Origin of the sequence: Pseudomonas sp. 24 E 13, from assembly GCF_900004715.1 — a bacterium.
GTDB lineage: Bacteria > Pseudomonadota > Gammaproteobacteria > Pseudomonadales > Pseudomonadaceae > Aquipseudomonas > Aquipseudomonas orientalis_A.
This window is the reverse complement of the sequence record NZ_CVTO01000088.1, coordinates 18,853-40,538: the sequence shown is the minus strand read 5'-3', so window position 1 is coordinate 40,538 and position 21,686 is coordinate 18,853. Positions and strand designations below refer to the sequence as shown.

General features: G+C 56.7%; 15 protein-coding genes. 14 read left to right on the top strand and 1 reads right to left on the bottom strand.

What is annotated here, in order from left to right:
- From BFP90_RS28120 to BFP90_RS05600, 9 genes are all read left to right on the top strand, one after another.
- Window positions 1-2,193, top strand: a 2,193-nt coding sequence (locus BFP90_RS28120; RefSeq protein ID WP_176718018.1) for a VENN motif pre-toxin domain-containing protein, incomplete at its 5' end; no start/stop codon positions are given.
- Between the two features lie 2 nt (window positions 2,194-2,195).
- Window positions 2,196-2,585 carry a hypothetical protein gene (locus BFP90_RS05630; protein ID WP_083203167.1) on the top strand — a complete coding sequence of 130 codons (390 nt, stop codon included), beginning with the start codon at window positions 2,196-2,198 and terminating at the stop codon, window positions 2,583-2,585.
- A 137-nt stretch (window positions 2,586-2,722) separates the two neighbouring features.
- Window positions 2,723-2,998 carry a hypothetical protein gene (locus BFP90_RS05625; RefSeq protein WP_065896196.1) on the top strand — a complete coding sequence of 92 codons (276 nt, stop codon included), beginning with the start codon at window positions 2,723-2,725 and terminating at the stop codon, window positions 2,996-2,998.
- A 190-nt stretch (window positions 2,999-3,188) separates the two neighbouring features.
- Window positions 3,189-3,392, top strand: a complete 204-nt coding sequence (locus BFP90_RS05620; protein WP_065896195.1) for a hypothetical protein — start codon at window positions 3,189-3,191, stop codon at window positions 3,390-3,392.
- 214 nt (window positions 3,393-3,606) lie between these two features.
- Window positions 3,607-4,152, top strand: coding sequence for a hypothetical protein (locus BFP90_RS28115; protein ID WP_141688930.1), 546 nt, complete (start codon window positions 3,607-3,609; stop codon window positions 4,150-4,152).
- A gap of 360 nt (window positions 4,153-4,512) precedes the next feature.
- Window positions 4,513-12,768, top strand: a complete 8,256-nt coding sequence (locus BFP90_RS05615) for a two-partner secretion domain-containing protein (protein ID WP_065896194.1) — start codon at window positions 4,513-4,515, stop codon at window positions 12,766-12,768.
- A gap of 9 nt (window positions 12,769-12,777) precedes the next feature.
- Entirely contained in the window at window positions 12,778-13,410 is a 633-nt protein-coding gene (locus tag BFP90_RS05610; RefSeq protein WP_065893856.1) for a hypothetical protein, read from the top strand.
- Window positions 13,411-13,580: 170 nt separating this feature from the next.
- Window positions 13,581-14,048, top strand: coding sequence for a hypothetical protein (locus BFP90_RS05605; RefSeq protein WP_065893855.1), 468 nt, complete (start codon window positions 13,581-13,583; stop codon window positions 14,046-14,048).
- 635 nt (window positions 14,049-14,683) lie between these two features.
- Window positions 14,684-15,127, top strand: coding sequence for a hypothetical protein (locus BFP90_RS05600; protein ID WP_065893854.1), 444 nt, complete (start codon window positions 14,684-14,686; stop codon window positions 15,125-15,127).
- Between the two features lie 81 nt (window positions 15,128-15,208).
- On the opposite strand, the gene BFP90_RS05595 is transcribed toward BFP90_RS05600, so the two are convergent.
- A complete protein-coding gene (locus BFP90_RS05595; RefSeq protein ID WP_065883145.1) occupies window positions 15,209-15,466 on the bottom strand; it encodes a hypothetical protein in 258 nt (85 codons plus the stop codon).
- Window positions 15,467-15,722: 256 nt separating this feature from the next.
- Here BFP90_RS05595 and BFP90_RS05590 point away from each other — a divergent pair, with 256 nt between their 5' ends.
- The 5 genes from BFP90_RS05590 (at window position 15,723) to BFP90_RS05570 (ending at window position 21,599) form a co-directional block, all read left to right on the top strand.
- On the top strand, window positions 15,723-16,415 hold the full coding sequence (locus BFP90_RS05590) for a hypothetical protein (protein ID WP_065896193.1): 693 nt from the start codon (window positions 15,723-15,725) through the stop codon (window positions 16,413-16,415).
- Between the two features lie 417 nt (window positions 16,416-16,832).
- The gene (locus BFP90_RS05585; RefSeq protein ID WP_065896192.1) at window positions 16,833-19,421 is read left to right on the top strand and encodes an autotransporter family protein; all 2,589 of its coding nucleotides are present in this window, start codon (window positions 16,833-16,835) and stop codon (window positions 19,419-19,421) included.
- Window positions 19,422-19,879: 458 nt separating this feature from the next.
- On the top strand, window positions 19,880-20,560 hold the full coding sequence (locus BFP90_RS05580) for a CsgG/HfaB family protein (protein ID WP_065883139.1): 681 nt from the start codon (window positions 19,880-19,882) through the stop codon (window positions 20,558-20,560).
- A 29-nt stretch (window positions 20,561-20,589) separates the two neighbouring features.
- On the top strand, window positions 20,590-20,952 hold the full coding sequence (locus BFP90_RS05575) for a DUF4810 domain-containing protein (protein ID WP_057010471.1): 363 nt from the start codon (window positions 20,590-20,592) through the stop codon (window positions 20,950-20,952).
- On the top strand, window positions 20,949-21,599 hold the full coding sequence (locus BFP90_RS05570; protein ID WP_057725334.1) for a DUF799 domain-containing protein: 651 nt from the start codon (window positions 20,949-20,951) through the stop codon (window positions 21,597-21,599). The genes BFP90_RS05575 and BFP90_RS05570 overlap by 4 nt, the downstream gene beginning before the upstream one ends.
- Window positions 21,600-21,686 lie beyond the last annotated feature (87 nt).

Genomic DNA, 21,686 nt, shown 5'->3' with positions numbered 1-21,686 from the left:
GCAGACAAAATCACCGCCACCGTGGGTCGCGACCTCACGCTGCAAAGCCTGCAGGACACCGATAACTACAAGTCCAAGCAAACGGATGTCAGTGGAGGCGTCAGCTTCGCCATCATCGGCACCGGTGGCAGTGCAAACCTGAGCATCAGCAAAAGCAAGATCGACTCCAAATACCAGAGTGTGCAGGAGCAGACCGGCCTGTTCGGCGGCAAGGGCGGCTACCAGATTGATGTGGGCAACCATACGCAACTCGATGGCAGCGTGATCGCCAGCACGGCTACGCCGGACAAAAACCGCCTGAACACCGGTACGCTGGGATGGAGCGTTTTAAAGAACAAGGCTGAGTACACAAGCCAATTGCAGAGCGCCAGCATCAGCAGTGGCAGCGATGGCACCAACGCGTTCATCAGCAATATGCCCACCGGCAGCTTGGTCGGATTCAACCACGGCGACAGCGACAGCGGCACCACGTCCTCGGCCATTTCCAACGGCACCCTCAACATCCGCGACCCTGCCAAACAGCAGCAGGACGTGGCAACGCTGAGCCACGATGTTGAACACGCCAACGGCGCCATCAGCCCCATCTTCGATAAGGAGAAAGAGCAGAAACGGCTGCGGCAGGTGCAGTTGATTGCGGATATTGGCACTCAAGCGGCGGATATTACACGCACTCAAGGTGCCATTAACGCGGCCAATGCTCAAAAAGATCCCGAAGCGATAGCGGCTGCGCGAGACAAACTTATCCGTGAGGGCAATACCCAGCCGACGGATAAAGAGATCGCCGCACAGGTGACCCGTACGGTGATGCAGCCGTACGAAACGGGGGGCGATTATCAACGTGCCGCTCAAGCGGTGACGGCAGCTTTGCAAGGACTGGCGGGCGGGGACATCGGCTCCGCCCTCGCAGGCGCGTCGGCGCCCTATCTGGCGAACATCATCAAGCAGTCAGCGCAGGACAACGATACCGCCCGAATCATGGCCCACGTGGTATTGGGTGCTGTAGTTGCACAGGCCCAAGGGAACTCGGCGGTTGCCGGCGCCGCAGGAGCTGGCACGGGGGAGTTGATTGCGGCGCAGTTGTATCCGGGTATTAAAACCGAGAATTTGAGTGAGAAGCAGAAACAGACAGTATCGGCGCTTTCGACATTGGCGTCGGGCTTGGCAGGCGGGCTTGCAGGAGGTGACCTGAGCGGTGCACTTGCCGGTGCAAAGGCTGGCAACAATGCGGTTGAGAACAACTCAGTGGCTGATATTGCCAGTGCATTAGCTGAGGGTAAGACGCTTGAACAAAAAGCCGAAGAGCGCATCAACGCTGAAAACGAGCACTACAAGGAGCAAAACTGTGCAGGACTGAGCGCAGAGGCGTGCTCGGCGCAAATGTATGCCGAGCGCCGTGAAAGCCTTGCTTATACGTTGGCGGGTGGTGCTGTTGTAGTCGGAACAGTGGCAGGAGGCATGTTGCTTGGCCCAGCCCTGTTAAATGCCTGCGGGATGAACCCAGTAGCTTGTACCGAACTGACCATAGCAGCAGCAGAGGTGCCTTTTGGTGCCGCGATGGCTGGCGGTGGGGCGTTAGGTGTGGGAGGCTTTGGCAGTCTTGGGGCGAAGGAGGTAGCTGCTACTGCGGATGCTGCTGCTGCGGCGCGGAATGTTGAGACTGTAACAGGTGGCGCTCTTGGTCCAAAAGGGACAGCAGGTGCTTCTGTTGATGGCGCAGGCGGTATTACTGTTGCGCCTAAAACGATCCCATATGAACCAAAGGGCTCTGTTGTTTTACAAGGTGACGCCCCTGTATGCGGACCAGCCTGCGCAGCAATGACAATTACTGACAAAACGGGTGCGGCAATTAGCCTTGACAATGCAATTGGAAGCTTTGTAAATGGGGTCAGGCCGACCGGCGTTAACACTCTGGAATTATCAGATGTGATATCTAAGGCGGGAGTTAAGAATACTGTAAACACTTCAATGCTACCTGAGCAGTTAAACAAAGCACTGCAAGAAGGAACGAGTGTTATCGTTCAGGTTCCCGCTGGCCAAGGAAAACACTTCATTATTGTTGATGGTGTTAAATCTGTTGATGGCGTAAGTTACTATATGACACGAGACCCGTATGTCGGGCCAAGAGGTGTTCAGCAAGGGTTGTTAGATGGCGCAATGTCAACAGGCGTTAATGCCATTGTGATAGGGGAGTGATAATGAATATTGGCGATATTGTTGGGCTGGAGGGCTGGCTGGTTGTTATTGATTATAAACTTTTCCTCATTCCAGAGAACTATTCAGAAAGTTATGAAGATGGTGAAAAAATTGAAATTTCTAACCCTGAAATAATGTTTTCTGTGATGGATGAAATCCTTCCCTTGGCCGGAGGGAAGAGCTTTATATTTCATAAGTCTAAGGTTTCAGGGGTCTTGATAGAGCATTCGCCGATGAAGATTAAGCCAACAGCTTTATCTGTAGAGGAGAGGGGGCGTGGTTTTATTTCTATAGATATTGAGGGTGATGTTGAAAAAAATAAAGCTCGGTACGAGGACTTACTTAAGAAGAGACAGAATGTTAAGTCCGGTGACTGGCTAGATTACTTGTAGGTGCAAAAGCAACGACGACTGCTGGGGAGCTTGCTGGCGCACCTCATCACGCAAAGCCCGCTACAATATCTACAATCAAAATAGATGTTCGGGATAGTGTGATTCAGGCTGCATTCCTGTACTAGTTAGGAACAGTTATGAGCAGCGGCGAAACACTAATAGAACGATTTGTCGTCCAAGAGTTGGGTGACAGTGTTCGCTCTATTTTAAAAGATGCCTTTGACGAGCGGAACCATTCCAAGAGCGTTTTGCTCAGGAAGTTTGAATTTAATTGCTTTGATGTTTCATTGGATTTTGAAAATGACATCGTTACATTGCAAGATATTCTTTCTTCTGGAGAGGGTGACGCCCTTAATGTGCCGATGCACGATTTTATCTCCGCTTGCGGTTTGAATGTCTCTTGTAAGTTGTAGGTTTCTGGATGTTATCTGAATACTTGGTGGCTGACAGCACTGATGGCGCCAAGGAGTTCCTTATCGACTCAGAATCTATTAGGAACACATGCTCCGGGTGTTTTGCATGTGCATTTTCAAGTTAAAGACCCTGTGTCTGGAAAATATATTTCTAATAGTCATGTTTACCTATGCGGACTAGGATGTGAATATGTCTATCATTCGGAAGGGTGTCATTGTTACTGGCGGATACTCTGGGTGGAAAATTGTTGTTGCGGACGACCGTGATGGCGACACTGGCGGGTATTATCTTTACTTGAAGAAAAGTGATATTGAAGGGTTTGATTACTGGTTCGAGCATGAGGCAGGGCTTCAGGCTCAACTAGTTGATTTTGAGGTGGAGTGGATGGTTTAGTAAGTTTGATGAATTTGGCCTTTAATTTGCCTTCGATAACTCTAGAAGGTCTCGAATTGTTTAGCCAAGCTTGTGCTGTACCGGCTCTGTCTTTAGCTGGTAGAGAGGAGTCGATTATTATAGCGACAGAAGCAATATATTAGGCGCCATCAGCCAAATTAGGCATACAAAAACTTTCCAATCACAGCGTAATACCTAACCCAAGGAGTTATTTTTGAACATCCGACTACTTGCCATTTTTTCTACGCTGTTGCTCAGTGGCTGTGGTTCTATTAATCACAAACAGCCTATACAAGAGCAGCCCTACGATCAGGCAACCTCCGCAAGGATCCGTCTTTTCGGAAACAACGGTTTGCCCGCCGCAATCAATCCAGGACAAGACTGCGCTTCGAGCAAAGAACCTATTTATGCCTATGGCGATACACTTGCAGATAAGTTCAACTCCACCCTGGGCAAACACACCATACGAAGTATAGGAATGCCGGCGTCATGGAGGAGCGATCATCTGAGCTATGGCGAGTCGTACTCAGAGTTTGTTATCCCCGCAGGCGCCCCTTCTGTGGTCGTGATGAAAATGGTCACCGACCAATTCAGGTGTGTGCCAGCTCCTCAAGTATTTACTCCTGAGGCAGGTAAGGATTATGAGGCGTATCTGGACCGGCATGACTGGAGATGCGGCGGAGTGATTCGACTTCTCTCCGGTTTAGAGATGCCCGGCCCTGTCGCAGAAGTCCCATCGACTAGTTGCGCAAAACAATAGATATCCTCCCTGAGTTTCGGCGGCTTCTCCCGAGCTCAGGTAGGCCTCCACTGACGTGGCAGCAACTGAGTCAATCCCACTCGCCCGCTGCGTCGACGCTATTCAAACCTACCCCACACATAAATTCCGATAAGTGGGATCCAATTCACACATCCCTCGCGAACTTTTCCCCCTTTCCTTGTACTAACTTATTCGGCGATCTGATGGCTAAGTAATGGCATTTTCCCGATATGGCATTAAAAGCTGACGTTCTATCTCCAGCCAGCCAGCCTGACGATCGCATGTCGACAGTAATGAGCGAGCCCCCAGCGCCGGTTACTGCCGCATGTCCTTAATGCCCGCTGCAACGAGACTACGAAAATGGATGTTCGACAATTCGCCTTCCTGGCCCGCCAACCTTCTGCTGCCCTGAAGCCGCGAAACGCATTCTTCGGCCTGCCCAAGCGCGGGCTGGCGTTGATCCTCGCCAACGCGCTGTTCTGGCAGCCGTTGCTGGCCCAGGCCGAGGGCATCGTGGTCAGTGCGCCGGGTACCACGGTGGGCGCGGCGGGCAATGGTGTGCCGGTGGTGAATATCGCCACGCCGAACGGCGCGGGTCTGTCTCATAACCAGTTCAAGGACTACAACGTCGGCCCCAACGGCGTGATCCTGAACAATGGCAACGGCCCTATGGTCAACACCCAACTGGGCGGGATCATTGTCGGTAACCCCAACCTCAAGGGCGGCGCGGCCAACGTCATCCTCAACGAAGTCAACGGCGGCAGCGCCAGTCAGTTGCGCGGTTATACCGAAGTGGCGGGGCAGTCGGCCAAGGTCATCGTGGCTAACCCGTATGGTGTGACGTGCAGCGGTTGCGGCTTTATCAACACGCCCAACGTCACCCTGACCACCGGCAAGCCGGTCATCGACCCAACCGGCCAGTTGAAAAGCTACCAGGTCGATGGCGGCGCCGTGACCATCGACGGCGAAGGCTTGAACGCCAGCAACGTCGAACGCTTCGACATCATCACCCGCTCCGCCAAAATCAACGCTCAGATCAACGCCCGCGAACTCAACGTGATCGCCGGGCGTAACGACGTCGATGCGCAAAGCCTGAAAACCACCGTGCGCGCCGATGACGGCAGCGCCAAACCCGAGCTGGCGATCGACTCGTCGGCCCTGGGCGGCATGTACGCCGGCGCGATCAAGCTGGTGGGCACCGAGGCCGGTGTGGGCGTGAAGCTCGACGGTACGCTCGCAGCCAGTGGTGGCGATATCCAGCTCGACGCCAACGGCCGCCTGAGCATGGCGCAGGCGGCGGCCACCGGTAACGTCAAGGTCAGCGCACAGACCGTCGACCTCACCGACAAGGTCTACGCCAACGGCAACGTGCGACTGAGCAGCGCCCAGGACCTGGTCAACCGCAAGAGCATTGCCGCCGGCCAGCGCATCGAGATCAATGCGGCCAGCGTGAACAACCCCGGCATCATCGAAGCCGGCGTCGCCGCCGATAACACCCGCAACACCACCGGCGACCTGGTGGTGAACGCGCAGACCGTCACCACCAGCGGCAGCCTGCTGGCCAGCCGAGGCCTGGCGATTACCGCCGCACAAGCGCTGACCAACCAGGGCGCGATCATCCAGGCCAAGAACATCGAGGTCAGCAGCGCCAAGCTCACCAACCAGGGCGCCACCGCGCGTCTGTTCGGCGAGCAGAGCCTGGTGATCAGCTCACCGGCCATCGTCAACCTCGGTGGCCTGATCCGCTTCGGCGAAGGCCAGGCCGCCACGCTCAACAGCGCCTCCCTGGACAACCGCCAGGGTCGTATCGAAATGGCCGGCGGCAGTCTCGCGCTGACCAGCGCCGACCTGAACAACAGCGGCGGGCAAGTCATCGCCAACGACCTGACCGTCAATGCAGGCAACCTGAACAACCAGAACGGCGTACTGGTAGCCAAAACCGCGACCGTCAATGCCAGCGACCTCGACAACAGCCTCAAGGGCCTGATCCAGGCCGACGGCGGCGCGCTCAACCTGAGCGTCGCCAACACCTTCAACAACAACCAGGGTTTCGCCCAGGCCAGCACCGATCTAAACGTTACAGCCGGCACCCTCAGCAGCAACGCAGGCGGCGTATTGAGCGCCGACACCGGCAAGCTCACGCTGACCGCCGCGCAACAGCTCAACAACGCCCAGGGCCGCTTGCAGGCCGGGCAGGGCGATATCGAGTTGCACGCCGCCAACCTGGATAACCAGAGCGGCGTGATCGTCGGCAAGCAACTGCTGCTCGACGTGGCTGGCGGCGACATCGACAACCGCGCCGGGCGCATGTTGGGCGACCGCCTCGACGTACGCGCTTCCGGCCTCGACAACCGCAATGCCGGCCTGCTCGCCGGTGGCGCCCAGGGCGTAAGCCTGCTGCTCAAAGGGCCGGGCCAGTTGCTCAATGCCCAGGGCCGCATCCAGAGCGAGGGCCTGCTGCAACTGCAGGGCGAGCGCTTCGACAACAGCGCCGGCATCCTGCTGGGCCAGACTGTCGACGTCACCGCGCAGACCTTCACCAACAGCAACAAAGGCGCGCTGGTCAGCGATGGCGGCGACGTGGTGCTCAAGGTCAGCGACCTGCTCACCAACGTCGGCGGCCAGATCGACGCGGGCGAACGCAGCGTGCTGGTCAAGCAACTCACCACCCTCAACAACGACGGCGGCACCCTGCGCGGCAAGCGCCTGGACATCGCCGCGCAGCAGTTGAACAACGACAACGGCCAACTGCTGGCCGGCGCCGAAGGCGTGACCTACAGCGGCCAGGACCTGAGCAACCGCAAGGGCCTGATCCTCAGCAGCGGCGCCCCCACCGTGCTCACCACTGCCAGCCTGCACAACCAGGGCGGCACCGTGCAGGGCGACAGCCTGAGCGTCACCGCCAACAGCGTCGATAACGGCAGCGGCGGCCTGATGGCCAGCCTGGTCGGCAACCTGCAATTGACCGTCGAAGCCCTGGCCAACCGTGGCGGCAAACTGTTCGGCAAAGAACAAGTGACCGTCAGCGGCGCGACCCTCGACAACAGTGCGGGCGGCCAGGTCAGCGGCAATCAGATCAGCCTGAACTCACGCGACACCCTCACCAACCAGGGCGGCCTGATCGAGGCCAACCAGGGCCTGACCCTCACCGGCGGCAACCTGGATAACAGCGCAAGCGGGCAACTGCGTGCGCTGGGCGGCGCCAGCAGCAGCGTCAACCTCAGCGGTGCGTTGAACAACCAGAACGGCACCCTCGAATTCGGCAGCCAGGCCTTCAGCCTCGACGCCGCCAGCCTCAACAACCAGAACGGCATGCTGCAACACGCCGGCACCGGCCTGTTCCACCTCAACACCGCCAGCCTCTCCGGCAGCCAGGGCAATATCCAGGGCATGGGCAGCGCCGACTGGGCCTTCGGCAACGTCGACGGCCTGGGCCGCGTACAACTCAACGACGTGCTCACCTACAAGAGCGACCAGGCGCTGGCCCTCAAGGCCGGTGACCGCATGGCCAGCGCCAAGGGCTTGACCCTCAACGTGGCCAGCCTGGACAACGGCGGCGAACTGCTCAGCGACGGTGACATCAGCATCAACACCGGCGATATGAGCAACAGCGGCCGCGTCTCGGCCCTGCAAACACTCACCGTCGCCGCCAACAACCTCAGCCAGAACGGCGGCCGCCTGGCCGCCACCAATACCCGCCTGACCCTGGGCGGCACCCTGGACAACCTCGGCTTCCTCACCGCCCGCCAGCAACTGGATATCGCCGCCGCGCAAATCAACAACCGTGGCACCCTCGGTGCCCAGGGCACGGTGAACCTCACGGCGGTCAACGGCATCACCAATGCCGCCGATTCGCTGCTGTTCAGCGGCGGCGACATGACCTTGCGCAGCAATGGCTTCAGCAACAGCTATGGCGACGTCTACAGCAAAGGCAACTTGAGCTTCGCCGCGCGGGATGGCGGGCGTGCCGTGCTGTTCAGCAACCGTTCCGGCACCGTGGAAAGCGAAGGCTCCATCGGCATCAATGCAGGCTTTATCGAAAACGCCAAGGACGAATTCGAACTCGGGCAGACGCTCACCACCGGTAGCTTGTATTGGGTTTGTTCGCAACACTGCGGCGAGAAAGACGACTGGGAACGTGGCGAGATCACCATCTACGAAACGTACCTTGAGGCGGCGACTAAGGACTCAGTATCGGCGCGCCTGGTGGCCGGCAAAAACATGCTGCTGCAAGGCGACAATGTGCAGAACCGCTACAGCCTGATGGCCGCCAATGGCGACCTGAGCATCACCGCCGGTGACCTGCTCAACCAGGGCGCCGCCACGCGCACGGGGCAGCGCAAGATTGTCGTCAACACGCCGGGGCACGTTCCCGACGATTTGTTTGAACGCATGCGCTATGTCGACGTTCCCGCGTTCAATGCGGCCACGGCAGCGGGGAATTTCGATAAGGCGCGCTTCGAAGAACTGAAAAACCGTTCGCCCAATAGCCGGCCTTTCGTCCACTCAAGCGACGTCACCACCTGGACCAGCAACGGCGGCCCCGGCTACGACGCCACCCTGCAGGCGGGCGGCACGGTCAACCTCAACGTCGCCCGCACCCTGCAAAACGGCACGCTGCACAACAACACCCTGGCCCAGTTGACCGGCACCCTCGGCGACGACCAGACCGGCATCCCCGTCGGCGGCATCAACATCAACCTGAGCAAACACGCCAACGACCCGAGCGCCCAGGCCCCCGGCAGCGTCTTGCCCGTCGTAGGCGTGGCCCCCGGCGGCGGCTTCGTACCGGTGGACTACACCGGCACCGCTTTCGCCCCGGTCGACCCCACCACCTCGCCCACCTTCCAACTGCCCAAGGGCGAGTACGGCCTGTTCGTCAAAAACGCCGACCCCACCAGCCATTACCTGATCGAGACCAACCCCGAGTTCACCTCGGTGTCCGGTTTCTTCAGCTCCGACTACATGCTCGGCAAACTCGGCTTCAACGCCGACAACGCCTGGCGCCGCCTCGGTGACGGCCAGTACGAAACCCGCCTGATCCGCGACGCCGTCCTCGCGCAAACCGGCCAACGCTTCCTCGCCGGCGGCCTGTACAGCGACGCCGACCAGTTCCGTTACCTGATGGACAACGCGCTGGCCAGCAAAGACGCCCTGCGCCTGAGCCTCGGCGTGGCCCTCACCGGCCAGCAAGTCAGCGCCCTGACCCACGACATCGTGTGGATGGAAAACCGCGTCATCGACGGCCAGACCGTGCTCGTGCCGGTGCTGTACCTGGCCCAGGCCGACTCGCGCAACGTGCGCGGCAACAGCCTGATCCAGGGCCGCGACCTCAACCTCGTCACCGGCGGCGACCTGATCAACGTCGGCACCCTGCGCGCCAGCAACAACCTTACCGCCATCAGCAGCGGCAGTATCTACACCGGCGGCCTGGTCGAGGCCGGCAACAACCTGAGCCTGCTGGCCCAGGACAGCATCCGCAACGCCATGGCCGGCGAAATTCGCGGCAAACAAGTCAGCCTCACGGCCCTCAAAGGCGACGTCACCAACGACACCACCGCCATCCAGGTGCGTGACGGCGTCGGCATGCGCACCCTCACCGACACCAGCGCCGGCACCATCGTCGCCCGCGAAAACCTCGCCATCGACGCCGGCCGCGACCTCACCAACCGAGGCGCGCTGACAGCGGGCAACGACGCAAACCTTACCGCCGGCCGCGACCTCAACCTCATCGCCGCCAGCGACACCAGCGTCAAACACGAGACCCGCGACGACGGCGAGAAATCCAGCATCACCACCGACGTCAAAAACCTCGCCGCCAGCGTCACGGCGGGCGGCAACCTCAACCTGCAGGCCGGGCAAGACGTCAACATCATCGGCAGCACCGCCACCGCCGGCAAAGACCTCAACATCGCCGCCGGCCGCGACCTCAACGTCGCCTCGGTCAGCGACATGCACAACGTCGAAGGCAAGGAAAAGCACGGCAAAAAACGCATCAAGACCTCGGACGACCAGACCTCCCAAGTGGCAAGCGTGCTGACGGCGGGTGGAGATTTTGTCAGCCAGGCTGGGCGTGATACCACGATTGTGGCGAGCAGGATCAGTGCGGGGAATGAGGCTTATCTGTATAGCGGGGATAAGTTGAGTTTGTTGGCGGCTGAGAACAGTACGCATACGTTGTATGACATGAAGGAGAAGGGCAGTTGGGGCGCTAAAAAGGCGCAGACGGATGAAGTCACCCGCACGACCCAGGTAGGCACCGAAATCAAGACTGGCGGCAACCTGACACTGAAAAGTGAAGGCGACCAGCTGTATCAAGTCGCCAAGCTCAACAGCGGCAAGGACATCATCCTCGACAGTGGCGGTGCGATCGTCTTTGAAGGCGTCAAGGACCTGCACGATGAGAGCCACACTAAGAGCAAAAGCGACCTCTCGTGGTTCAGCGCTAAGGGCAAAGGTAATACAGACGAAACCTTGCGTCAGAGCGAGTTGGTTGCCCAAGGAAAACTTGTCATCAAGGCCGCCGAAGGCATTCGTATCGACGTCAAACAGGTCGATCAGCAGACTGTAAGCCAGACCGTTGATGCGATGGTCAAGGCTGATCCTAATTTGGCCTGGCTCAAGCAAGCTGAAGCGCGTGGCGACATTGATTGGCGCCAGGTGAAAGAGATTCACGAGAGCTTCAAGTACGACAACTCGGGGCTGGGTGCCGGTGCCAAGATTGCGATTGCGATCATGATGGCGGCGATTATGGGGCCGGCTGGGTTTGGTCTAGGTGGCTGGCAACTGGCGGTCGCTACGAGCTTCTCTACTACGGGTGTTACCAGCACCATTAACAACAAAGGCAACCTCGGCAGGGCCTTGAAGGAGACAGTTAGCGCCAACAGCATCAAGAGTGCGGCAGTCTCTGGTTTTACTGCCGGCGCACTTTCTTATGCTGATACCAATTGGTTTGCCGGTGCAGACAGCGCTGGTGCTGGTACTGTCAGCGGTGTTAGCCCGAGTGCTGGCTCGACGTTGGCGGTCACCAACTCCCCGAGTGATATTTTCACTTGGACATCGGCTGGAGATATTGCACTACGAGCTGGTGGCCGCGCTGTCATTTCCAGTGGGATATCGACGGCTATCCAAGGGGGGAGCTTCGGTGACAACTTCAATGCCGCTTTACTGGGAGAAGCCGGCAACGTCGCCATGGCCACGGGCTTTAACTGGGTTGGCGACACCATCAAGTTCCCGGATGGCAGTGTTCAGAAAATCGTTGCGCATGCCTTGATGGGTGGATTGCTAGCTGAAGCGACCGGTAGTGACTTTAAAACAGGCGCGGCGGCGGCGGGGTTGAATGAAGCGCTGATTAACCAGTTGGACTGGGCGGCACATGGCAACGACGATGTGATGTTGATGCTTTCACAGTTGACAGGTCTAGTGGCTGCCGCCGCAGTCGATGGTGATCTTGAAAAAGGTGCAGAAGTTGCGCAAAAAGCGACTACCTATAACTGGCTCCTGCACAGTGAAATTGAAGCTGCTGATAAAAAACGCGCGGGCTGCAAGTCGCTCGGTGCGGGAGCTGGTGCATGCGAGCGAAAAATCATCAAGGAAATGGATGACCTCGACCAGTCCAGAAACCTTGAAATGCTTGATCATGAGCGCTCCGTTCAATTGGAGGCTTACCTCACTGGTATGACCTTCGATGAGTATCGCGAGGGGGTAGCTAGTTACTTTAATGGTTATGATCGTAGTGAACTTGTTTTTACCGGGTATGAACCCGCGAATAAGTTGAGTTACCGGACAGAGGCCCTCGGAATTGGTGCCGTGGATTACACCGCTGAACTTCCGGGAAAATTCGTGGCTGGGCTCGATAATCTCGTGAAGAATTACAAAGAGATCCCAGCAAGCATTGCTCAGTCGGTGAGTGACGGTTACGAGTGGTTCAATAGCCCAATCCCGGCGCAGGCCATCGCACGAGCTGAGGATAAGCTCATCTTCTCCACCCCAGAGCAGTTGGGCGAGAGGCTCGTCGATACTACGCTGGGTGCTGCTACAGGTGCGGCTGGTGGATTTATTGGTGGAAGGCTGGTTGACTGGGCTGCCGGGCGCTGGGCACTACGGGCGGGGATGGACGCTCAGGAAAGCAAATTTGTTTTCCGAAGCGACAACGATTTTTCATCTACTACGAATGAAAAAGGTGCGCCTAAAGCTTACATAAATGCAGATAATGATCTCGTACCACCGAACCTGAATGGTGAAGGGTCCATTCAGTCCCATATTCGAGGTGGCAACTCTAAGGATTCTCCTTATATATCTACGACAGATCCAGTTGTTGCTGGGGAAATAAAGAATTACGGGGCGCAGCAAATTGCTATTGATGTAGGACAAATGCAAAAAGATATAGATGCTGGTAAATTAGCAAATGTTGAATTTTTAGACAATGCGAGCGTTAGATCAGCGTTGCAGCAGAAGGTAGATCAGGCGGAAAGAAGATTTGCCGTGAAGGCCAGTGACGAAAATGCAAGGCGCTTAAAGGCTGCTCAACAGGATCTTGAGAATGCCACCAGAGATGGAGAGTGCTTAATAAAAGGCTGCGTTCCTTCTCAATATGTTAAGCCTGTAAAGAAATAGGTGACACGAATGAAAAAAGACATAGAGGATTTGCTCTATTCTGTTCCTCCAAATGCAGATTATGCGGTCGATGCTACGGATATAGATGCGGAGGATATCCCACGTAGCAGAGTACAAGGTGTCATTGAGCTATTGGGGCACTCTGAGGAGAGTATTAGATTTGCCGCAGCGAGGTTGTTGACTAGCTGGGGGTATAGAGAGGGATTATCTTATTTATCCAATGCTTTATGCCGTGCGGATGAAATTGGAGAACTCGAAGTTCATAGGTTGTACGGTTACGACGAAACATTCAAGTTGGCATTGGCTGCGCTGGTTGGATATTTCACGCGTTCCTCTGATAGAGGAAATGGCGAGGAAGCAAGGGGTGAAATTTTTGAACCAATTAAGAAAATAATTAAATTATCAAATAGTCGACCTTTTGAGATTTCCGGATTTTTTTGGTTGGTTGAGGATAAGAAATTTTATGAGTATATTCCAGAGCTACGTGAGCACCTCATCGTTGTGATTGAGTCACCTGATCTTCATAGGTGGAAAATTTACGATGTTTTGAGGCTTTTATTGAGGGTTGATAATGCTTTTGCCAGTAATTTTTTAGAAAAAATGAATAAGCAGCTAGATGATTTTAAACTGGGCGGCAAATAAGTTTCTCTTCTGCGAGAAAAAGGGACAGATTTATTTGGAAGAATAGTGGTCTGACCCCTATTCAGCGCTAGAAAAGGGCGCGGATTTATTTTAATTCGAGTTAGTAATAAAAAGCCAATTAAATATAGCTGTTAACTTTTGCAGTAAGTTGCTAGTCAAGGATGCGCGCAATGAGGTTTAATATGTATCCCAGTATAAAAGTGTTTTTCGCCTTCTTATTAATTCCGTTTTTTGCGGGATTGGCAGCTGTGCCATTTATGTTGATTTCGATAATAGTGACAGTGGTCGAAAATTCGTCATTGATAGGAGAGGTAAGAGGAGGTGAGGTTTTTTCGCTATTTATTACGGTTCCCTTGATGGCTCAATTGGTATTTTTTATCCCCGCTCTGGGTTTTGCTATATCACTAATTTTGATTAAGCCAAAAGGTGGATTTAAAGCCTACTTAGTGATTTCAATTGTCGGTGCTTTTGTTTCCTCTATATGGATGTTGGGTGTTATTTTTTTCTTTATAAGTAAGGTTGAGGGTTATCAGATAGCAAGAAATATATTTCCTATGGTTTTGAGTTTTCTGTTAGGGGGGAGCGCTACTTGGGTAGCCGCTTATTGCTTTCTACCTCAACGTCTACCTAGAGAATAGAGTGACGTGAGGGGCGTCGAGGGCAACCGTATTTTACAGAAATGTCAGAATAAGGGAGCGGAAGAAAACTGCGATGGAAGGGAAGGTTAGATGATGAAAGAATCCTCATTTAGCGAAAAAAGGACAGGTTTATTTAAATTTGCGATGGGAAAACATATTAAATGAAAGGTGATCATTTGTTTGACGGCTTAGTGTCGTAGATGATGCTAATCTTAACGCAACAAGAGCAGCCCAGAAAAATGTTCGTAATGATTACTTAGATTTTTTTTGCGAGAGTTCGGAAGCGGGAAAATTGAGTCGGCAGAGTTCACGCTTTATAACGGCTTACTAGATGTAAGTGATATTTTTGATGAGGAGACTGCGGCGTTATTTGAGGGTGTGATGATTTTTGTCGATGATATGCGTGGGGCGATGTGTGGGTTTTGATAAAAATGATAAATGGGCTGTAGTAGAAATAGATTCTGCAGATGTTAGCGTTAAAAAGTTGTATGATGATTTTTCTTTATTTATTTATTATCTGTTGAGTTGAGTTAGGTTGAACAGGGAGTTGGTAGGTTCAGTTGAGGTCGATGCGGCAGAAGAAAGGCTGATTAAATAATTTTTCACCATTGTTAAAATTATAAGGCGCGTTGGTAATGTTAGATAAGCAAGCGTATGAGCTGACGAGGGAAGATCTCATTAATTTTAGCGCTTGGTTCTTTCCGATGGACGCGACCGTGGAGGATGAGTTAACAGTCCGGCCGCTTACTGAAAAAGAAGCCTGCACGGATTTTCAAGTCGTTGTGAGAACCAGTTTTTTTGGAGCGCGCGGCTCTGTATATTTAGGGTTTTTGTATTGGAGCTCTATTACCCCGGTTGAATATGTTAAGCCAGTTATTTTATCGGAAGGCGGCGAAGCTATCTGTTTTTGGAATGGAATAATAAAGCCTCAATGGAGTGGTTCGGAATTTTCCGCTTCGCTTAGAGCGGACTTGCCGATTTCTTATATGTCGGAGCCACTTGTTGATCTTCCTTCACTTCGCGGAAAACTTGAAGGGCTTTATTATCTCGCCGAGGATCAGGTGTGCTGCATAAAGTGATAAAGGAGCGCGCCCCACAGATTCATTTAGCTCTGCAGTTAGCGCACAAAGCGGGCGACACAAAGGCCGCCCGATTTTCACTCAGGACGGATCGGCATTAAGCCTACGACTGATGACATCCAGCAAATCGCACCCATCGCGCAGCGGAATGGCCAGCAAGTGGGCGAAGTCTGAAAGCACTACGGCATCGCTGCTGAGGTGTTCGCGAAAGGCCAGGTTTTCCAGCAGTTGGGTGACGGCCCGAATGCGGTGCACGGCGGCGTCGTGGAGGACGTCGAGAGGTGCCTGGGTGTCGATGATCAGCGCTGGGATGGTGCAGTCGTGGCCGGTTAGGGGCATGTATCGATTCATCATTAAGCTCTCTGGATTATTGAGGGCTCGTTCTTCGGGTCGCCAAACCCGGTCGCCTTTTGAGCGACCGCCGGACTATAAGCCGCACCACCAAACCCACGCAAGGCATCAAAATGCCGCCCCGTCGAAGAGTGCCACCACGACCCCTAATGTCTTCCCACTCGTTGCCGACATACTGCCGACGAGCGAACGCATTACTAATACGCCAATCCACAAGCCCCACCCCAAACATTAAAGGACCAATGTGAAAAACCTCCTCCTGATCCTCTTCACCACCCTCATCCTGGGCGGTTGCGTCAGCCACCCCCTCACTCCCGAAAACCGTGCGCAGATCAAGACCGTCAACGTCCTGCCCGTGAAGTGGGAAAAGAACATGGTGTACTTCGGTCGTGAACAAGCTTGGGGCGCTGCGTTGGGTGCCGGACTGGGCGCGGGTGCCGGCATGGCCAGCGGGGCGTCCAAGGTGGGCACTGCGGCGTTGAGCGGTGCAGGGTTTGCCGCCGGCATGAAGCTCGGGCAGTTGGCCGAGATGCCGACGCCGGTGGCCATTCTGGCGGTGATGGAGGCGGAAAAACTCGATGTAGGCGTGTTGCTCAAGCAGGGCTTTGTCGATGCGCTGGGCAAGACTTCGACGCTCAAGGTGGTCGGCGACGATGAACCGGCCGATGCGCAGATCCAGTTGACCGTGTCCGAGTGGGGCTTTCGCCTGACCCAGGGTTTCAGCAGCGTGATTTACCCCACCCTCAGCGTGGTGGCGCAGATGAATCGCGGCGATGAAATGATCTGGCGCACCTTTGAAACGGTGACGCCATTCAATGGCCAGAATGTTTATGGCTACACGCCGCTCACCTATCGCACAGACCCGGAGGCATTGCGTCGGGCGTTGACCGGGATTACGCAGATTTCTGCGCAGTATCTGGTGAAGGAGCTCAAGTAAGTCTGATGGTGAGGTAACGCGGTTGGTTGGTGCGGGCGTGATGGTGAACGCTCAGGCACCGTGTGTTTCTGGTTGCTCGCGTTATCGTTGGGGATCTTCGCGAGCAAGCTCGCTCCTACGGGATTGGGGGCGTGTCGCATGGTTTTGAACATTTTGTTTATCTCGATGTCTTTACCCCGCCCACCCGCAACCGGTCGGGCTGCATGGACTGCAGCGTTTTCAAATGACATTAAGGATTGATGTGAACCTCTCCCTATTACGGCCTCCTGTCTGCCACCGCCTGCGGTGCACCGGCTCGCGCCTGCGATTCCCAGGGACGCCGGGAGAGCCTCATTCGGATCGATTGATCCTTTCGTACAGCACACCTACTGCTGCCGGGCGTATTGGCGGCTTTGACTGTAGTTCATGGAGTTTGAAATGAAGCGCAAGCAGTTCCAGAAAAGTCTGTTGGCAATCATGGTCGGCGCAATCAGCACGCAGGTGCTGGCAGTCGAGTTCGACCTGGGTCAGGGCAAGAATATTTGGGCCAATGAGACGTTCAACGAGCCGGTCACCATTAACGGCAAGTTTTCCCGGGTGGTCGATTCCAACACCACTGATCCCGCCGGTCTCGGCTTTGTGAACACCAACATTCAAGGCTCGCTGATCAACCGCGCAGACATCACGCTGGACTCACAGGGCAAAACCATTCGTGCGATCGCCATCGACCCGATGTTCTGGTCTGGCCCTTCCAATCTGACACCCGGCACCATCACCGGGGATGTGGTTCAGGCGGGCAATATTCTGATGAACCATGGCGCCTACGAAGGGCTTGAAATCGGTGCCACCACCATTGGCGGCAGCGTTATCAACTCCGGCACCATCCGTTCCACGCCGCCGGTGAGCGCCGAGCCTTTTCCCGGCTACCTGGGCGGTGGCGAAGGCATTTACCTGCACGGCACCACCATTGCGGGCGACGTTTCCAACACCGGTGTGATCGACATGGCCGGTCCGGATGCGATTGGCTTGATCCTTGACGTCAGCGGCGACACGCCGACCACCATCGGCGGCAAGCTGTTGAATTCGGGTTCGATTATCGCCACCGGTGAAGGCGCCTGGGGCATGGAAGTGGAAACCGATACCAACCCCCTGCGTATTGAAAACAGCGGCCTGATTTCCGCCAATGGCAATGAGGCGAGGGGGCTGAGCTTTTTCTCCGGCACCGTCGATTACATTCTCAACACCGGCACCATTGAAGCCAAGGGCGCGTCGGCCAATGCCTTCGATCTTTCCGGCGCCAGCTTTGCGCAGAACAGCGCCACAGGCGCACGGGGTATCGTCAACCGTGGACTCATCGCGGCGGACGGCACGGCGATCCAGGTGGATGCGGCCAGGCAGGTCGAGACGTTTGAAATCAACCAGCAAGCCGGCGAAATCCGCAGCAACAGTGGCATCGCCGTCGACGCCAACAACCTCGCCAGCCTGAACTGGACCGGCGGCAAAATCACCGGCGACCTGCTCAACCTCAGCGCCGTCAACATCGGCGGTCAGGCGGGTTTCAGCGGTAGCCGTATCATCGCGCCGGTATCGGTCAACTCGGGTTCGCTGAACCTCTCGGCGCCCGGCACTGCTATCACCGGCGACCTCAATGTGGCCAGCGGTGCAGGTATTGATATGCACCTAACCGACAGTGTGGTGCCGACCACGCCGTACCTCACCGTCAATGGCACGGCCAATCTGGCTCAAGCTTCCAAGCTGACGGTCAGCGCCAACCCGGGCGACTTCGCGGCGCCTAAAGCCGGCACGCAATACACCTTGCTGCAAGCCACCAACGTGCAGAACAACGGCGTAGCGGTCGCCAGCGCCTCGTCGTTGCTCGACGTGCTCAGCTACTCGGCCGACGCGCAGACGGTCAAGGCCGTGGTGGCGGTGAAAAGCGACCAGCAGGTACAACAGGAACTGGCGGGTGTCAGCGCGGGTGCGTCAGCCGCGACCGCCGTCAATGTGCTGAAAAACGATGTGCTCGGCGGGCTTAACCAGAACGATCCGGTGTTCCAGAGCCTGGCCAACGCCGGGACTGCCCAGCAACTGGCGCAGCTCGCCGATCAACTCACCCCGGACGTCAACCGTGGCGCCCTCGACGTGGCGCTGTCGGGGCAAACCGTGGTCAACGGCGCGATCTTCAATCGCCTCACCGACCAGCGTGAAAGTCACCAGGTCGGCGGCGTGTGGGTGCAGGGCCTGAGCAGCAACATGGACCAGGACGGCCGTGGCGGCAACAACGGTTACTCGGCCAACAGCAGCGGCATGGCGGTGGGCGTGGACGGTCGTGTGAACGACACCACCACTTTGGGCGTGGCCTACAGCTACCTCAATTCCAACATCCATTCGGACCTGGGCAACAAGACCGACGTCGAGGGCCACGCGCTGTCGCTGTACGGCAACTGGGCGCTGCAAAACTGGTTTGTGGATGGCAGCCTCAGCTACGGCCATAACGACAATGACAGCAAGCGCCACGTCGCGGGCACCACGGCCAAGGGCAGTTACGACAGCAATGTGTTGTCGGCCAGCGTGATTGGCGGCTACAGCTTCAAGCCGTCCCAGGCGGTGGTGATCGAGCCGCGTGTGGCTGCGCGCTATGCCAACGTGCGCATGGATGGCTACACCGAGAAAGGTTCGTCGGCGGCCTTGAGCACGTCTTCGCAACGTTATGAAGTGGGCGAACTGGGTGCCGGTGTGCGGTTGGCGGGCAACTTGCCGATGGGCGCGGGCAGCCTGCAACCGGAAGCGACCTTGATGGCCTACCACGACCTGATGGGCGATCGCGTGGCGCAAACCTCCAGCTTCGTCGCCGGTGGTTCGGCGTTTACCGTGACCGGCGCATCGGTGGCGCGTGACAGCTACGAGGCCAGCGTGGGCGTGAACTACCAGGTGTCGGACTTCACCGTCGGCGCCAGCTACACCCGCCAGGCGCGCAGTGGTTTTGACGCCGACGGCGTAATGCTCAAGGCTCGCTACGCCTTCTAAGCCACATCGCAAAACAACTGTGGGAGGGGGATTGCTCCCGGTTGCGGAGGGTCAGTCAATGATGTGTTGGCTGGTTCGCCGCCATCGGGGGCAAGCCCCCTCCCACACTGATATCAGAGGCATCACGCTCTACGTAAGCAGGTTGAGACAGCGCAAGCTGCCCCGGCCCCGCTGCTTCGGATTCACGCAAACCAAATGTGGGAGGGGGCTTGCCCCCGATAGCGGTAGACCAGTCAGTAATGGGTTGACTGACCACATTGGATCTCCACATTCCAGAGGTTTGTGTTGGATTTCACTACTCGGGCCGAAACACCTTGAGAACCGCTCTTAACCCCGTAAAATGCCGCAGCCGTTGCATCACAGTCTTTCAGGGAAGAACTCAGGCCAGCATAGTGTCCAGGCTGCCTCTCTCCTTGGAAAACCCAGCAACGCTGATTTCCTCACCCAAGGAGCACCCTGTGAAGACACTCTCCAAAATCCTGCTGTCGGGCCTTACCGCCGCGGCGCTGTTGACCGTGGCCGGTTGTGCCACCGAGAGCAACCGCGCGATGCCGGTGGAGCAAGTCGCCAGCGCCCATGTCGCCTATTCCGGCGTGCGTGTGCCGATTGCCGTGGGCAAGTTCGATAACCGCTCCAGCTACATGCGCGGCATCTTCTCCGATGGCGTTGACCGTCTCGGCGGCCAGGCCAAGACCATCTTGATCACCCACTTGCAGCAGACCAACCGCTTCAGCGTGCTGGACCGCGACAACATGGGCGAAACCTCCCAGGAAGCCAAGATCAAAGGCACCGTGCAGAAGCTCAAGGGCGCTGACTATGTGGTGACCGGCGATGTGACCGAGTTCGGCCGCAAGGAAACCGGCGACCGCCAGTTGTTCGGCATCCTCGGCCGTGGCAAGACCCAAGTGGCCTACGCCAAAGTCGCGTTGAACATCGTCAACATCAACACCTCCGAAGTGGTGTATTCCACCCAGGGCGCCGGTGAATACGCGCTGTCCAACCGTGAAGTGGTCGGTTTCGGCGGCACCGCCAGCTACGACTCCACCCTCAATGGCAAGGTGCTCGACCTGGCCATGCGCGAAGCGATCAACCGCCTGGTCGACGGCATCAACGCCGGCGCCTGGAACCCGCGTAACTGATCAGCCACACCACAAGGAGCAGTACACGGATGAGCAAGGCAGTGAAGTTGGCGCTGATGCTGACAGCAATCGCGACGGTAGCCGGGTGCCAGACGGCGCCCCAGCCCCTGTATCAATGGGAGAGCTACCAGCCGCAGGTTTACGAATACTTCAAGGGCGAGCCCAAGGAAGCGCAGGTGGAAGCACTGGAACGCGATCTGCAGAAGATCAACGCCAGTGGCCGCAAGGCGCCGCCGGGTTACCATGCGCACCTGGGCATGCTGTACATGAACATGGGCAAGGATGATCAGATGGTGCAGGAGTTTCGCACCGAGAAGGCCCTGTTCCCCGAGTCCGCTGCGTACATGGACTTTCTGCTGAAAAACGCCAAGACCGGAGTCGCCACCAAATGAGCCTGTTAAAACTCACCGGCGCCTTGCTGGCCCTGGCGTTGCTCGGCGGTTGCGCGGCGCCCAAGACAGTCGACTACTCGGCGTACAAACAGGCGCGGCCCAAGTCGATCCTGGTATTGCCGCCGATCAATGAATCGCCGGAAGTGCAGGCGTCCTACAGCCTGGTGTCGCAAGTCACCTACCCGTTGGCCGAAGCCGGCTACTACGTGTTGCCGATTGCCCTGGTGGACGAAACCTTCCGCCAGAACGGCCTGACCACCGCCAACGACATCCAGGGTGTGCCGCCGACCAAGCTGCATGACATCTTTGGTGCGGACGCGGCGTTGTACATCACGGTCAGTGAATACGGCACCAAGTACATGCTGATCTCCAGCGACACCTCAGTGACGGCCTCGGCCAAGCTGGTGGACCTGCGCACCGGCACCACCCTGTGGACCGGCGCGGCGCGAGCGTCCAGCGAGGAAGGCAACAACAACGGTGGCGGCCTGGTCGGCATGCTGATCACGGCGGCGGTCAAGCAGGTGATCAACAGCTCCACCGATGCCGCGCACCCGATTGCCGGTATCACCAGTGCGCGCCTGCTGTCGGCAGGGCAACGCACCGGCATCCTGTACGGCCCGCGTAACCCCAAATACGGTACGGACTGACGTTCTTCAAACACTGAAGATCAACTGTGGGAGGGGGCTTGCCCCCGATGACGGTACATCAGCCACTACTGCAGTGGCTGACCCACC

Bases quoted from the DNA above. Each gene is read 5' to 3' on its own strand.
- BFP90_RS05630 (WP_083203167.1), top strand. From the start codon at position 2,196: ATGAATATTGGCGATATTGTTGGGCTGGAGGGCTGGCTGGTTGTTATT.
- BFP90_RS05625 (WP_065896196.1), top strand. From the start codon at position 2,723: ATGAGCAGCGGCGAAACACTAATAGAACGATTTGTCGTCCAAGAGTTG.
- BFP90_RS05620 (WP_065896195.1), top strand. From the start codon at position 3,189: ATGTCTATCATTCGGAAGGGTGTCATTGTTACTGGCGGATACTCTGGG.
- BFP90_RS05615 (WP_065896194.1), top strand. From the start codon at position 4,513: ATGGATGTTCGACAATTCGCCTTCCTGGCCCGCCAACCTTCTGCTGCC.
- BFP90_RS05610 (WP_065893856.1), top strand. From the start codon at position 12,778: ATGAAAAAAGACATAGAGGATTTGCTCTATTCTGTTCCTCCAAATGCA.
- BFP90_RS05605 (WP_065893855.1), top strand. From the start codon at position 13,581: ATGAGGTTTAATATGTATCCCAGTATAAAAGTGTTTTTCGCCTTCTTA.
- BFP90_RS05600 (WP_065893854.1), top strand. From the start codon at position 14,684: ATGTTAGATAAGCAAGCGTATGAGCTGACGAGGGAAGATCTCATTAAT.
- BFP90_RS05595 (WP_065883145.1), bottom strand. From the start codon at position 15,466: ATGCCCCTAACCGGCCACGACTGCACCATCCCAGCGCTGATCATCGAC.
- BFP90_RS05585 (WP_065896192.1), top strand. From the start codon at position 16,833: ATGAAGCGCAAGCAGTTCCAGAAAAGTCTGTTGGCAATCATGGTCGGC.
- BFP90_RS05575 (WP_057010471.1), top strand. From the start codon at position 20,590: ATGAGCAAGGCAGTGAAGTTGGCGCTGATGCTGACAGCAATCGCGACG.
- BFP90_RS05570 (WP_057725334.1), top strand. From the start codon at position 20,949: ATGAGCCTGTTAAAACTCACCGGCGCCTTGCTGGCCCTGGCGTTGCTC.